Annotated in this window: 11 protein-coding genes; 7 read left to right on the top strand and 4 right to left on the bottom strand. The window is 64.6% G+C overall.

What is annotated here, in order from left to right; genetic code table 11:
• Positions 1-146: 146 nt before the first annotated feature.
• The 7 genes from ADAD_RS0107175 (at position 147) to ADAD_RS0107205 (ending at position 10,456) form a co-directional block, all read left to right on the top strand.
• A complete protein-coding gene (locus ADAD_RS0107175) occupies positions 147-974 on the top strand; it encodes an arginyltransferase (RefSeq protein ID WP_029139976.1) in 828 nt (275 codons plus the stop codon).
• Entirely contained in the window at positions 919-3,153 is a 2,235-nt protein-coding gene (locus ADAD_RS0107180; protein ID WP_010411756.1) for an autotransporter assembly complex protein TamA, read from the top strand. The genes ADAD_RS0107175 and ADAD_RS0107180 overlap by 56 nt, the downstream gene beginning before the upstream one ends.
• Positions 3,153-7,331, top strand: coding sequence for a translocation/assembly module TamB domain-containing protein (locus ADAD_RS0107185; RefSeq protein ID WP_010411759.1), 4,179 nt, complete (start codon positions 3,153-3,155; stop codon positions 7,329-7,331). The genes ADAD_RS0107180 and ADAD_RS0107185 overlap by 1 nt, the downstream gene beginning before the upstream one ends.
• Positions 7,332-7,470: 139 nt before the next feature.
• On the top strand, positions 7,471-8,724 hold the full coding sequence (locus tag ADAD_RS0107190; protein ID WP_010411762.1) for a glycosyltransferase: 1,254 nt from the start codon (positions 7,471-7,473) through the stop codon (positions 8,722-8,724).
• 11 nt (positions 8,725-8,735) lie between these two features.
• Positions 8,736-9,500 carry a hypothetical protein gene (locus ADAD_RS16355; protein WP_050803721.1) on the top strand — a complete coding sequence of 255 codons (765 nt, stop codon included), beginning with the start codon at positions 8,736-8,738 and terminating at the stop codon, positions 9,498-9,500.
• Between the two features lie 93 nt (positions 9,501-9,593).
• Positions 9,594-9,800 (top strand): helix-turn-helix transcriptional regulator, encoded by a 207-nt coding sequence (locus ADAD_RS0107200; protein ID WP_010411768.1) that lies wholly within the window; start codon positions 9,594-9,596, stop codon positions 9,798-9,800.
• Positions 9,797-10,456: a hypothetical protein gene (locus ADAD_RS0107205; protein WP_010411771.1), complete on the top strand. Its 660-nt coding sequence runs from the start codon at positions 9,797-9,799 to the stop codon at positions 10,454-10,456. The genes ADAD_RS0107200 and ADAD_RS0107205 overlap by 4 nt, the downstream gene beginning before the upstream one ends.
• Positions 10,457-10,534: 78 nt before the next feature.
• Here the strand turns inward: ADAD_RS0107205 and glnA are convergent, their stop codons facing one another.
• The 4 genes from glnA to ADAD_RS0107225 all read right to left on the bottom strand — a co-directional run bounded on the left by glnA (position 10,535) and on the right by ADAD_RS0107225 (position 13,746).
• Positions 10,535-11,944 (bottom strand): type I glutamate--ammonia ligase, encoded by a 1,410-nt coding sequence (gene glnA / locus ADAD_RS0107210; protein ID WP_010411774.1) that lies wholly within the window; start codon positions 11,942-11,944, stop codon positions 10,535-10,537.
• A 45-nt stretch (positions 11,945-11,989) separates the two neighbouring features.
• On the bottom strand, positions 11,990-12,328 hold the full coding sequence (locus ADAD_RS0107215; RefSeq protein ID WP_010411777.1) for a P-II family nitrogen regulator: 339 nt from the start codon (positions 12,326-12,328) through the stop codon (positions 11,990-11,992).
• 124 nt (positions 12,329-12,452) lie between these two features.
• Positions 12,453-13,394 (bottom strand): N-acetyl-gamma-glutamyl-phosphate reductase, encoded by a 942-nt coding sequence (gene argC / locus ADAD_RS0107220; protein WP_010411780.1) that lies wholly within the window; start codon positions 13,392-13,394, stop codon positions 12,453-12,455.
• Positions 13,395-13,407: 13 nt separating this feature from the next.
• The gene (locus ADAD_RS0107225; protein WP_010411782.1) at positions 13,408-13,746 is read right to left on the bottom strand and encodes a hypothetical protein; all 339 of its coding nucleotides are present in this window, start codon (positions 13,744-13,746) and stop codon (positions 13,408-13,410) included.
• Positions 13,747-13,811 lie beyond the last annotated feature (65 nt).

Here is a 13,811-nt window from a genome sequence, read left to right on the forward strand (position 1 = left end):
CCTGCGCGGCACAGATGTGCAAAATAAGCTCCTGTTAACCCTACTTCGTGGTTAAGCCCCTTTTGGGATGAGGCTGGCTCAGGCATACCCTCCTCAGCCGCCGACCAGAGATTCCTTTCCGTTCGACAGGAGCGCCAGGCCTAGCCGTGACTGCCCCCGTTCGCTTTCCGCGCTTTTTCGTGACGAGCCCCGCGCCGTGTCCGTATCTTGCTGGCAAGACGGAACGGAAGGTGTTTACCGAGCTGAAGGGCCCGCATTCCGATCAGCTGAACGAAGCGCTGGGCCGGATCGGTTTCCGCCGCAGCCAGACGGTGGCCTATCGCCCCAGCTGCGTCGATTGCCAGGCCTGCGTATCGGTGCGTGTGGTGGCCGACGAGTTTGCGCCATCGAAGGCGCAGAAGCGGATCCTCAAGCGCAACAGCGATCTTGTGGTGACCGAATGCCGCCCGTGGGCGACCAGCGAGCAGTTCGAGCTGTTGCGCGATTACCTCGCCAAGCGGCATCCCGAGGGCGGAATGACCCGGATGGACGAGGTCGACTATGCCGATATGGTCGAACACACACCGGTATCCACTTATGTCCTTGAATATCGGGAACCAACCAGCGATGGCTCTGTTGGACGCTTGGTCGGGGCATGCCTTACCGACCGGCAGGGTGACGGGCTGTCGATGATCTACAGCTTTTACGACCCGGATAACGAGGTACGGTCCGGTCTTGGCAACTACATCATTCTCGATCACATCCGGCGCGCCGCCGAAGAAGGCCTGCCATATGTCTACCTCGGCTACTGGGTCGAAGGATCGGCGCGGATGCAGTACAAGATCCGATATCGTCCACTCGAACGCCTTGGACCGCGCGGATGGCGTCGCCTTTCCGCAGAAGAGCAGAGCCGGCTCATCCGCGATGCCGTGCGCTCCGATGCCCCGTCCGGCGCCGCTGGCTCGGGCGACAAGGCTCTCGCTGTCGGTCGCTAGGCCCGCGCGCAGCGCCTGCCTGTCCGCCGTTGCGCTGGTGCTGGCCGGCCATTCGGGGGTGGCCCTGGCGCAGGATCGCAACGCATCCGCCGAACTCGAAGCGCTGATCCCGGACGAGGCACTGGATAACCCCGATGCCTGGGCGGCCGATGGTGTTCCGCCCGAAGAACCTTCCCCGATCGACGGGCCCGACCCGTTCGAAGGCCAGTCGATCGAACTGGGGCCCGACAGTCCGCTGGCCGAATTGCCGGGCCTGACCATAGAGTGGCCCGATCCGCTCGAGCTGGAGGATGTCGAACAGGTCGAAGACGATGGCACCGCGCAGTTCGCCGAGGAGAACCCCCTCGAAGCGGGACCGTTGCTGATCGATCCCCTGGTGGTCCAGATGACCGAGCAGCTCGCGCTCGCCTTTCCGTCCGAACCCCGGGCCTTCCCGCAGCGCGAAGAATTCGTGAACCAGTTCGAAATGCTGTCCTCGATCGAGGCGTATGGCGATACCGAAACCAATGTCGGCCAGCTCGGCGCGAGGGCGCGCGAGGACCAGGAGATACTCAACCAGCTCCTGCGCGCTTATGGCTACTATAATGGCGAAATCATCCGCGAAGTCGGGCCCAACCTGATCGACGGGTCGGACGAGCGCCCGCAGGTCCGCTTCAACATCCTGCCGGGCGAGCGTTACCGCTTCGGCGAAATCGACCTCGGAGAACTCGATCAGGCGCCGGATTCGCAAACCCTGCGCCGCGCGTTCGATATCTATCCCGGCGATTTCGTGGACAGCTACGATATCCTGCGCGAACGTGCCGATCTCGACACAGCGCTCGGCAATACCGGGTTCCCCTTCGCGGAAATCGACGGCCCCGAACTTCTGGTCGATTATGCGCGGACCGAAGGCGACCTCACCATGCCGGTGCGCCCCAACGGGCAATACGTATTCGGCAATGTCGTGTCGGACATGCCGAAATTCCTGTCCGGCAAGCATCTTGCCACCATCGCCCGCTTCGAGCCGGGCGACCTGTACGAGCGCGATCTGGAGCAGGACCTGCGCCGCGCCATCATTGCCACCGGGCTTGTCTCCTCGGTCACCATAACCCCGGTCGAAACCGAAGCCCCCGCTGACGGGGAGCCCGGCACGGTCGAGATGCAGGTGGGGCTGACCCAGGCCGAGTTGCGGACCATTGCAGGTGCAATCGGCTACGGAACCGAAGAAGGCTTCCGCATCGCGGCAAGCTGGGAACACCGCAATCTTTTCCCGCCCGAAGGCGCGTTGCGGGTGCGCGGGGTTGCGGGGACGCAGGAACAGCTGGTCGGCGTGACTTTCCGGAAGAACAATTTCGGCGGGCGCGACCGTGTGCTCACACTCGATGCTTTTGCCAGCTCGCTGGACAACGCCGCCTTCGCCGCGAATACGGCCGGGTTCATCGGCACTTACGAGCGGCTGTCGAACATTCTGTTCCAGAAGCCATTCAGCTGGAGCGTCGGGCTCGAGCTGCTCGCTTCGGACGAGCGGCTGGCGTTCGATCTCGACAACAGCGATCTCACCGATCCGTCCCCGCCGCCGCGCCAGACCTATTTCGTCGCCGCGCTGCCCGGCTTCGCGCAGATCGATACCAGTGACGACCTGCTCAACCCGACGGAAGGCTTCCGCGTTTCGGTCCGTGCGTCTCCCGAGATTTCGGAGACGCAGGGTATGGAAAGCTTCTACATCCGCAACCAGGCGGATGCCTCCTACTACCGCCAGATAGGCGAGGACGGACCGATCCTGGCAGGACGCATCAGGCTCGGCTCGATCGCCGGGGCCCCCCTGAGCAACATCGCGCCGTCGCGGCGCTTCTTCGCCGGGGGTGGCGGCTCGGTGCGCGGCTATGGTTACCGCGAAATCGGACCGCGCGATCCCTCCGGCGATCCCATCGGCGGGCGCTCCCTGATCGAGCTTTCGGCAGAAGCGCGCATTCCCACGCCGCTGTTCAATGGAGCGGTGCAGGTTGTGCCCTTTGTGGACGCAGGTTCGGTCGGCACCGACGAATACCCCGATTTCGAGGATATCCGGATCGGTGCAGGGATCGGTGCACGCTACCTGACCGGGTTCGGCCCGCTGCGGCTGGATGTCGCGTTCCCGATCAACCCGCGGCCGACGGACAGCTTCGTCGCCGTCTATGTTTCGCTGGGGCAGGCCTTCTGATGACACAGGATGCCGTCAGCGAAGAGCGGGAGGAAAAACCGCGCCGCAAGAGCGTGGCCGGACGCATCGCCAACTGGGTCGTCGGCGCGATCGGGGTGCTGGTACTGCTGGCTGCAGCATTCGTCTTCGGGCTGAACACGCCGGTAGGCAAGGACTTCGTTGTCGATCAGGTCAACGCGCTCGAACCGCAGAGCGGCTTGCGCATTTCGGTCGGCAGCATCGAAGGCAATATCTACGACGAGGCGGTCATCAACGATCTGGCCCTGTCGGACCCGCAGGGCGTGTTCCTCACCGTGCCGCGTGCCGAATTGAAATGGCGGCCCTTCGCCTGGCTCAGCAGGGGGCTGGATATTCGCTCGCTTCGGGCGGAGCGTGGCGAATTGCTGCGCTTGCCCGAACTCAAGCCGGGCGACCCGGACGCGCCGATGCTGCCCGGTTTCGACATTGCGGTGGGCAATCTCGAACTGGTCGACTGGACGCTCGCCCCCGGGATTGCCGGAGATGAGCGGCGCAGCGTCGATCTGGTGGGCCGCGCCCGAATTCGCGACGGGCGCGCGGTGATCAAGGCCGACGGACGCTTCGGAGAAGGCGACCGCCTGGTGGTGGACCTGATCGCCGAACCCGACGGAGACATGTTCGACGCAGACCTGCAGATTGAGGCACCAGAGGGCGGCGTTCTCACCAGCCTCGCCAACCTGGAGGGCGGATATACCGCAAGCCTGGACGGCGACGGCACCTGGACGCGCTGGGACGGCGAACTGGCCATCGACCGCGATGACGAGGCGCTGGGCCGTTTTCGGCTGAGCGCAGAGGACGGAACGTACGGGATCGTCGGCCAGGCCGATACAACCCCCTTCCTCACCGGCATTCCGCAGCGCGCGCTGGGGCCCGATACCCGTGTCGAGGCCTCCGGCACCTTTGCCGACAGGGTGATCGATGGGCGGATCGAACTGATCGGCCAGGGGCTGGGCCTGGTGGCTGAAGGCGCGGCGGACCTTGCCGATAATCGCGCCGACGCGGTGCAATTCGTAGCCACCTTGCGCGATCCCGAGCTGTTCGGACCCGACCTGCGCTTCGAAGGGGCGCAGGCATCGGGCACGATCGACGGTAGCTTCCGCGATCTGGCTATCCCCTTCCGCCTGGTGGCCGACCGGTTCTCCGCCGGGACAACCACGATCACCGGGATCGCGCAGGAAGGCACTGCGACCTACGATGGCAGCCGCTGGATCATCCCGGTCGATGCCGAGATCGCCCGGATTGCGACGGGCAACGACCTTGCCGATCCGCGTCTGGTCAACGGGTCCATCGATGGCCGGCTGGTCTTCACCGGGCGCGAACTGATTTCGGACTCGCTGCGTATCACCTTCCCCGATGCCAGCGCCCAGCTCGCCATTCGCGGCGATATAGGTGCCAACCGCTGGGAAGTGCGCGGTCCTGCGGCGGTCAACGGCCTGATGTTCGAACAGGTGGGCCGGGTCAACGCGGGCGGCACTATCGATTTCGTCTACGATGGCGCATGGCGACTGACCGCCGATCTGCGCGGGCAGGTTCCGCGCGTCACCAATGATACGCTCGCCAATCTTGCCGGGCCTCTGATCGACTTTTCGGGCGGTGTCTCGCTGGCGCAGAACGCGCCGATCGATTTCCGCCAGGTGCGGCTCGATTCGCGCAAGCTGAACCTGGTGATCGACGGGCAGGTGGCCCCTGGCACCACGCGGGTTGCCGGTCGCGGGCGGCAGGCCGATTACGGCCCATTCACGGTCGAGGCTTCGCTGACCGACCGGGGGCCCGAGGCGGTGCTGGTCTTCGCAAGACCGCTGCCCGCTGCCGGGCTGCGCGATGTGCGAGTGGCTGTCAGCCCGATAGACGAGGGCTTCCGGATCGAGACCGAGGGCGATTCGATGCTCGGTCGCTTCGATGGCACACTGGGGCTGTTCTCCCCCGCAGGCGGGCCGACGCGAGTCTCGGTCGAGACGCTGAGCGTCTCCGACACCGAATTGACCGGCGACATCACCCTGGTGGAAGGTGGCGCCAGCGGCGAACTGGCGCTGACCGGCGGCGGCCTCGACGGCACGATCAGCCTTGCTCCGCGTGACGGAGGGCAGGGCTTCGACGTCGATATCGCGGCTCGCAATGCCACCTTCAGCGGGGCGACCGGCCTGCAGATCGCCATAGCCGACATCGACGCGAGCGGCCTGATAGCGGAGGGCAATACCACCATCCGGGGCGAGGCGGACGCGCAGGGCATACGTTACGGATCGCTGTTTATCGGGCGGATGACCGCCGATGCCGAACTCGTGAACGGAAGCGGCGAAGTAAACGCAGCCGTTGCCGGGCGGCGGGGCAGGGGGTTCGCGCTCCAGCTTTCGGCAGATGTTGCGCCCGAGCGTATCGCCGTGGCGGCGCGTGGCAACCTGGCCGGACGCGAACTTACCATGCCCCGCCGTGCGGTGCTGACCGATACCGGGAACGGCTGGAGCCTGCAGCGCTCGCAGATCAGCTACGGGGATGGCTATCTGATTGCCGAGGGGCAGCTGGGCGATTCGACCAGCCTCGATCTGGACATGCGGGAAATTCCCCTCTCGCTGGCAGATATCGCTCTGGGCGATGCGGGGCTTGGCGGGACGCTCTCAGGCAGCATCACCTATAGCAATGTCGGCGGTTCGCCGCCCTCGGGCGAAGCACACGTGAAGGTAGATGGCTTTACCCGTTCGGGTCTGATCCTCGCCTCGCGTCCGGTCGATCTTTCCCTTGTCGCACGCCTCGATGCCGACAGGCTGCAAGCTCGCGCGATCATGGCCGACAATGGCACGCAGGGCGGGCGCATTCAGGCGCTGATTTCCGAATTGCCGGCCAGTGGCAGCCTGGTGGAACGCTTGCAGGCGGGAGACCTGTTTGCGCAACTTCGTTACCGTGGTCCGGCACAGTCTCTCTGGCGGCTCGCCGCTATCGACCTGCTGGATTTCTCCGGCCCCGTGGCCATTGCCGCCGACGTACGCGGCTCTCTGGCCGATCCGCGGGTTCGCGGATCGCTATCCAGCGAAGACTTGCGAATTCAGAGTTCGATTTCGGGCACCGACATCCGCAACGCGACTGTCAGCGGCGATTTCGCGGGCTCGCGACTGCGCATCAACAGCTTCCGTGGCACCGCCCCCAATGGCGGCACGCTCAGCGGCAGCGGCGTGGTCGATCTTGCCAATCTGGGGGCAGGGCGCGGGCCCGAGATAGACCTGCGCGCCGCCGCGCAGAACGCGCAGCTGGTGAATGCGCGCGGGCTCAATGCCACCGTAACCGGCCCGCTGCGCATCGTGTCCAACGGATCGGGCGGCACGATTGCCGGTCGCCTGCTGGTCCAGCGGGCGAGCTGGCGGCTCGGCAACGGTGCGGAGACGGCCGAGATTCCCAACATACCGACCCGCGAGGTCAACTTCCCCCGCGATCGCTACGTGCCGACCGCGAGCGGCGCACCTTGGCGCTTCCTGATCGATGCGCGCGCGCCCAGCCGGGTCGACGTGGACGGCCTTGGTCTCGACAGCGAATGGAGCGCCGATGTGCGGGTACGCGGCACGACGGAAGAGATGCGCATCGGCGGGGAGGCGAACCTGATCCGGGGCGACTACACCTTCGCGGGCGCGCGCTTCGAAGTCACCCGGGGGCGGATCGAATTCGATCAGTCGCGGGCGATCGATCCGCGTCTCGACATCGAGGCGGAGACCGACAGCAACGGCATCTCGGTAACGGTGAACATTGGGGGCAACGCCATGGAGCCGGAGATCACCTTCAGCTCTACGCCTGCACTGCCCGACGAGGAGATTCTGGCGCGGCTGCTGTTCGGCGGATCGATCACCAGTCTTTCCGCAACGGATGCGCTCCAACTGGGCGCGGCGGTCGCGTCGCTGCGCGGCGGTGGCGGGCTCGATCCGATCAACCAGTTGCGCAGTGCGATCGGGCTGGACCGCTTGCGGATCGTGTCTGCGGATCCCGTGCTCGACCGGGGCACGGCCATCGCGCTGGGCAAGAATATCGGGCGTCGCTTCTATGTCGAACTGATCACCGACGGACAGGGCTACAGCGCGACCGACGCGGAATTCCGCATCACCAGCTGGCTATCGCTGCTCGCCACCGTATCGACCGTCGGTCGCAACGGCGTTTCGATCGAGGCGAGCCGCGATTACTGATGCCGGGCGGTAACTGTGGCGTTGCCTGCGGGCCACATGTCGGTCGCCGTCGGCGGATGATCGGTGCATATCGGTGGACGTCGCAGGGGGCAGGGACCATCTGGCTCCCCTGCGATGTCAATTATGGTTATGACGGATAATGGCTTCGACAAGCGACCAATTGCTGATCTGTGACCTGACCCAGAGCTATTCCCCACGGGGCGGCGGAGGGATCAGCACCTACCTGAAGGAAAAGCGCAGGTACGTGCTGGAAAACACCGGCCATCGGCTGCTGCAGATCGTACCCGGCCCGGAGACCAAGGTGGTCGAGAACGGCCGCGCGATCTGGTGCGAGATCGCCGCCGAGGGGATCGAGAACAGCCCGAACTATCGCTTCATCACCAAAACCGCTCCGGTTCGCGAAGTGCTGGAGCGCTACCTGCCCGACATCATCGAATCGCCATGCCCGTGGATCTTGCCGTGGACCGCGATCAACCATCGCCGCCGTCATCCCGGCACCGCGCTGGTTGCCGGCTATCACACCGATTTCCCCGAAGCGCAGGTCCACCGCGTCGCCGTGAAGCTGTTCGGCCCTCAGCTCGCTCGCTTCTGGCGCTGGCAGGCGTGCTGTTACGGCGAGATCACCTATCGCGAATTCGACGAGGTCTATGCGCTGAGCGATGTGAGCCTGCCCACGCTCACCCGGATGAAGGTGCATGACGTCGATATGCTGACGCTGGGCGTGCACAGCGATATCTTCCATCCTGCCAAGGCAGATCCCGCCTTTCGCGCTGAGATGGGGTTGGCCCATACCTCGGGCCCGCTGCTGATCTACGCCGGCCGTATCGACTACGAAAAGGGCGCCGATCAGCTGATCGAGATGTTTCGCAAGTTGCCGCGCGAACTCGACGCGGCCCTGGTCATGATGGGCGATGGCAAGCTGACCGAAGAGCTCAAGGAAGCGGCCGAAGGGATGAACGTGGTGTTCCCCGGATTTCTCGACGATCGCGAGGAGCTGGCGCGGGCACTGGCTTCGTCCGATATTTATGTTTCGGCGATGGCGAGCGAGACCTTCGGCATTTCCGTGATCGAGGCGCAGGCCTGCGGACTGCCCGTCATCGGCGTCGACGCCGGCGCCATGCCGAGCCGCGTTGCGCCCGCGAACGGCGTGCTGGTGCCCGTGGAAGATACGCAGGCGATGGCGGATGCGGTGCAGGAAATCTGGCCCGAAAAGGCCGCCCCCATGGGCCGCGAGGCGCGCGCCCTGGTGGAACGCGAATATAGCTGGGATGGAACCTTCGACCACCTGTTCGGCGCGATCTATCCCAAGGCGCTGGAAGCCGCGGAAGCGCGGGTACGGCGCGGTCCGCTGGGCTTCAGGCCGGTGCACAAGTTTCTGAACGGCACGGCCTGAGGCGCGCGCGGGTGGGGCTTTTCAAGGTTGCGCCACCAGTTTCCAGGGACGAGCTGGACTGGCTTGTCGCCTGCTTTGCCTGGTTGCGGCGGGTACTCGATGATGAAGGCAGGAAAATCGAGGCCGTCCTGCCGGGCGATCCTGCTCTGGCCGAAGCGACGACGGCGTCAGAACTCTTCGCGCTTGTGCAGCAGCAATGCGAGATGGCGGACTGGCCGTGTCACCTGGAGCGAATAGAAGACGAGCAGTCGCGCTCCGACCCGGCCGAAGTGCAGCTCGATTCCAGACCGCTCGGCACGTTCTCCTATGAGGGGGAAGGCGAGGGTTACGTAATCCGCTACAGCGCTTCGCTTCTGCGCAAGCCGGATAATCTTGTCGCCACCTTCGCCCACGAACTGAGCCACTATCTGCTGGAGGGGAGGGGGGCGCCTCCCGGCGGGCCGGATCTTGTTGAGCACGCGACGGATTGCTGCGCAGCGTATCTCGGCTTCGGGGTGTTTCTCGCCAATTCGGCGCGGCACTTCGAGCAGTGGACCGACGGGGCCTGGCAGGGCTGGCGCTCCTCCGCCTCCCGCTATCTGTCCGAGCAGGCGCTGGTGACCGCCACCGCCCTGGCAGCGCATCTGAACGCGCACGACGCCGATGCCATCGAGGTGCAACTCAAGCCCTATCTCCAGCGTGATTTCCGCAGGGCGAGCAAGGCCATCGCGCGCGACTATCCTGCCCTTCGCGATACCATGGCGAACATTGACCTTCGCGCATGGAAATTTGCCTAGAAGCCTGACAAGAGCTCTTGACTGACAAGAGTTCTTGACTGTAAAGAGCTCTTGTCAGCGCCCACATGGGGCGTTGCCGGGAGTAATGGGCCGGTGAAGAACCGCTTGAAGCACTACCGCGAAGAGGCGGGCTGGAGCCAGGGCGAGCTTGCCCGGCGGCTGGGCGTCTCTCGCCAGACGATCAACGCGGTAGAAACCGACAAGTACGATCCCTCTCTCCCGCTGGCACTACGCATGGCGAGGCTGTTCGCCGTGAACGTGCCGGACCTGTTTATCGACGATTGGGAGCCGAGCGAATGACGAGCCTGGAAGACCACCCCGCGGTAGAGCGCACCAACTGGCGCTCTCTTGCTATCAAGACCGGGATCGGCGCCGTGGCGGGCGCACTGGGTGCGATAGGGCTGATGGAACTGATCGACAGCGGGGCGCTGGGCGCGCTCGACACTTCGCGCGAGATCGCTGCCCTGGTGGGTATGCTCTACCTGATGACGGCAGCTGTCGTAGGTTTCGGCCTGGTCTCTCCGGACGCGGGATCGCGCCTGCTCAACGTCGAGGATGCCGATGAACTGCGCGAGATGCGCCCGATGCTGCGCTGGAGCGTGCTGGGAACCGCTTCCATTGCGGCCATCCTGTTCATTGCTGCCTTCGCCGCCCCTGCCGGGCCGATCGGGGCCCCCGTCGCTCTGGCTCTGGTGGCCATCCTGTTCGTGTTGGCTTGCTACACCGGCCATCGCCAACGTGCGCACACCGATGAACTGATGCGGGCGGTTTCGGTGGAAGGTACGAGCGCGGCCTTCTACCTGACCGTCGTGGTTGGTGGAGGCTGGGCTCTGCTGGCCCATCTCGGCTATCTCGCCGGTCCCGAGCCGCTCGACTGGCTGACGATGTTCGCAAGCCTGATGCTGCTGGGCTGCTTCGTGATCACCATTCAGCGCGGATTGATCCGTCGCAGTTGAACCGCAACGGCCACGGCAATGAAAAAGGGCCGCCGGATATGCTCCGGCGGCCCTCTTCGTTAGGTCTGCGATCCGCGTTCAGGCGGAATAGTACATGTCGAACTCGACCGCGGAAGGCGTGGTTTCGAGCCGCACGACTTCTTCCCACTTCAGTTCGCAGTAGGCGTCGATCTGATCCTTGGTGAAGACATCGCCCTGCAGCAGGAAGTTGTGATCTTCTTCCAGCGCGATCAGCGCTTCACGCAGGGACCCGCAAACGGTCGGCACATCGGCCAGCTCGGCGGGCGGCAGATCGTACAGGTTCTTGTCCATCGCCTCGCCCGGATGGATCTTGTTGGTGATCCCGTCGAGGCCGGCCATCAGCAGCGCCGAATAGGCGAGATAGGGGTTGGCCATCGCGTCGGGGAAGCGGAATTCCACGCGCTTGGCCTTTTCGCCCGAACCGTAGGGGATGCGGCAGGAAGCCGACCGGTTGCGCGCCGAATAGGCCAGCAGCACGGGCGCCTCGAAGCCCGGCACCAGTCGCTTGTAGCTGTTGGTGGTCGGGTTGGTGAAGGCGTTCAGCGCCTTGGCGTGCTTGATGACGCCGCCGATGAAATAGAGGCAGTTGTCGGACAGGCCCGCATAGCCGGTGCCAGCGAAGGTCGGGTTGCCGTCCTTCCAGATCGACATGTGGGTGTGCATGCCCGACCCGTTATCGTCCTTGATCGGCTTGGGCATGAATGTCGCCGTCTTGCCGTAGGCATGCGCCACCTGGTGGACGACGTACTTGTAGATCTGCATCTGGTCGGCCGTCTCGGTCAGGGTCGAGAAGGTGAGGCCGAGTTCGTGCTGCGCCGCGGCCACCTCGTGGTGGTGCTTGTCGCAGTTGAGGCCCATCTCGATCATGGTCGAAACCATCTCGCCGCGAATGTCGACTGCGCTGTCGACGGGGGCGACGGGGAAGTAGCCGCCCTTGGCGCGCGGACGGTGGGCCATGTTGCCCGCCTCGTATTCCTTGCCCGAATTGGTCGGCAGCTCGATATCGTCGATCGCATAGCCCGATCCGGCATAGCCATCTTCGAACCGCACGTCGTCGAACATGAAGAACTCGGCTTCCGGGCCGACATAGATGGTGTCGCCGATGCCGGTCGACTTGAGATAGTTCTCTGCACGCTTGGCGGTGGAGCGCGGGTCGCGTGCGTACCATTCGCCGGTCGCGGGCTCCACGATGTCGCAGAACACGATCATGGTGGGGGTCGCGGCGAAGGGATCGATATAGGTCCGCGACAGGTCCGGGCGCAGGATCATGTCGCTTTCGTTGATCACCTTCCAGCCGGCGATCGACGAACCGTCGAACATCAGGCCGTCTTCCAGCTCATCTTCGCCCAGGATGCCGGCCACCATGGTCAGGTGCTGCCATTTGCCCTTGGGGTCGGTGAATCGCAGGTCGACCCACTCGATGTCCTGTTCCTTGATCTGTTTCAGAATGTCGCTGGCAGTTGACATGATGCTCCTTTCGGATGGTTATTGGGCAGTCGGTGCCTGGAAAATTCAGAGGGCGTCGTCGTCGCGTTCGCCGGTGCGGATGCGCAGGGCGGCGTCAATCGTGGAGACGAAAATCTTGCCGTCGCCGATGCGGCCGGTCTGCGTGGCACCGGCAATGGCTTCCACCACGCGTTCGGCCAGGGCATCCGGCACCACGACTTCCAGCTTCACCTTGGGCAGGAAATCGACGACATACTCGGCGCCCCGATACAATTCGGTGTGGCCCTTCTGCCGGCCGAAGCCTTTCGCTTCGGTCACCGTGATCCCGGATACGCCGACTTCGTGCAGCGCCTCCTTCACTTCGTCGAGCTTGAAGGGCTTGATGATCGCTTCGATCTTTTTCACCGCGGGGTCGATCCTCCGAAGGCATTGGCCGGTGCGAGTCGGCGTGTTGTGGCAGAAAGCCTACTGTAATGTTGCACTGCGATAAAGGGGCAAGTTTCTTGCGTAAAATTGCCGCTCCACGCGCCTAATGTGACGGGTGCAGCTGCAGCGAAGTAGTTTCAGGCAAGCCCGCCATCAGGTTGAGGTTCTGGATCGCCGCACCGCTGGCACCCTTGCCGAGATTGTCGAGCACTGCGATCAAACGCGCGTTCCATCCGCCTTCGTTGCCGAAAACAGACAGCTCCACACCGTCGTCAGGGCTTGCATCCCGGTGCAGCAGAAGCTCTCCGGGGTCTCCGGCGGGCATCACCGTAACCACCGGCGAGCCGCGATAGAAATCTGCCAGCGCGCTGCGCAGATCGTCCGCGGAAGGGGCCGGTTCCATTGCGCCCAAGTGGAGCGGCACTTCGACCAGCATGCCGCGAAACGCCGGGACGACCGACGGGGCAAAGAGCACGCCATGCTTGAGGCCTGCGTGCAGTTTCATCTCTGGCCGGTGCTTGTGGTCCAGCGACAGGCCGTAGGCGCGAAAGGCGATGTCGGGCTCTGCCTCGAAGCGTTCGATCAGCGCCTTGCCGCCGCCCGAAAAGCCGCTGACCGCGTTAACCGTGTAGGGCCAGTCTGCGGGCAGCAGGCCTGCGCGCACCAATGGTGCGACAAGCGCAAGGAAGCCCGTTGGATAGCAGCCCGGATTGCTGACGCGGTCCGCCGAAGCGATCGCATCGCGCCCGACGATTTCGGGAAACCCATAGGTCCAGCCATCCGCCACCCGGTGCGCCGAAGAGGCATCGACGATGCGCGTTGCGCTTTCCTGATCGACCATCGCCACCGCGTCGCGCGCGGCATCGTCCGGCAGGCAGAGCACCGCGAAGGGCGTATCGTTCAGCGCTTGCCGGCGTGCTTCGGGGTCCTTGCGGCGTGCCTCGTCGAGCACCAGCGGCTCGAACTCGGGGTGCGCCGCCAGCCGCGTGACGATCTCGAGGCCGGTCGTACCCGCCGCCCCGTCAACGAAGACCTGCGTTGTCACGACCCTTCAGCCATCAGGCGAATGCATCCCTTCTGACATAGCCGGTCGGCCCTTCTGGTCCGATGCAGCCCCAAACCCAGCTCGCGGTCACATCCAGCGCCTGAAACTCGGCGCCGCTCTCCAGGGTCAGGATCACGTCGCTTTCATCCTTGGTCGACCGGACCAGCGGGGCCGCAGCATCGCCAATCCGCATCGCGGAAGGTTCTGCATAGTTCGCTACCAGGAAGCGCGGCGCCAGCGCGATATGCGCCAGGTCGCGGCGCAGCGGCAGCGTGCCTTTCTCCGGCCATTCGACCGGACCGGTCAGTGCCAGCGGGGCTTCATTGTTGGAAAGGTTTGCGGGGTCGGTCACGCGAGAAAGTCGATTATCGTCCTTTTGAAGGGCGCGCTTAGCCCGTGCCCGCCCGCCAGACAACC

Source organism: Citromicrobium sp. JLT1363 (assembly GCF_000186705.1).
Classification (GTDB): Bacteria; Pseudomonadota; Alphaproteobacteria; order Sphingomonadales; family Sphingomonadaceae; genus Alteriqipengyuania.

Excerpts from the sequence above, each read along its gene's own strand:
- ADAD_RS0107180 (WP_010411756.1), top strand. The coding sequence starts at position 919 with ATGCCCCGTCCGGCGCCGCTGGCTCGGGCGACAAGGCTCTCGCTGTCG.
- ADAD_RS0107185 (WP_010411759.1), top strand. The coding sequence starts at position 3,153 with ATGACACAGGATGCCGTCAGCGAAGAGCGGGAGGAAAAACCGCGCCGC.
- ADAD_RS0107190 (WP_010411762.1), top strand. The coding sequence starts at position 7,471 with ATGGCTTCGACAAGCGACCAATTGCTGATCTGTGACCTGACCCAGAGC.
- ADAD_RS0107205 (WP_010411771.1), top strand. The coding sequence starts at position 9,797 with ATGACGAGCCTGGAAGACCACCCCGCGGTAGAGCGCACCAACTGGCGC.
- glnA (WP_010411774.1), bottom strand. The coding sequence starts at position 11,944 with ATGTCAACTGCCAGCGACATTCTGAAACAGATCAAGGAACAGGACATC.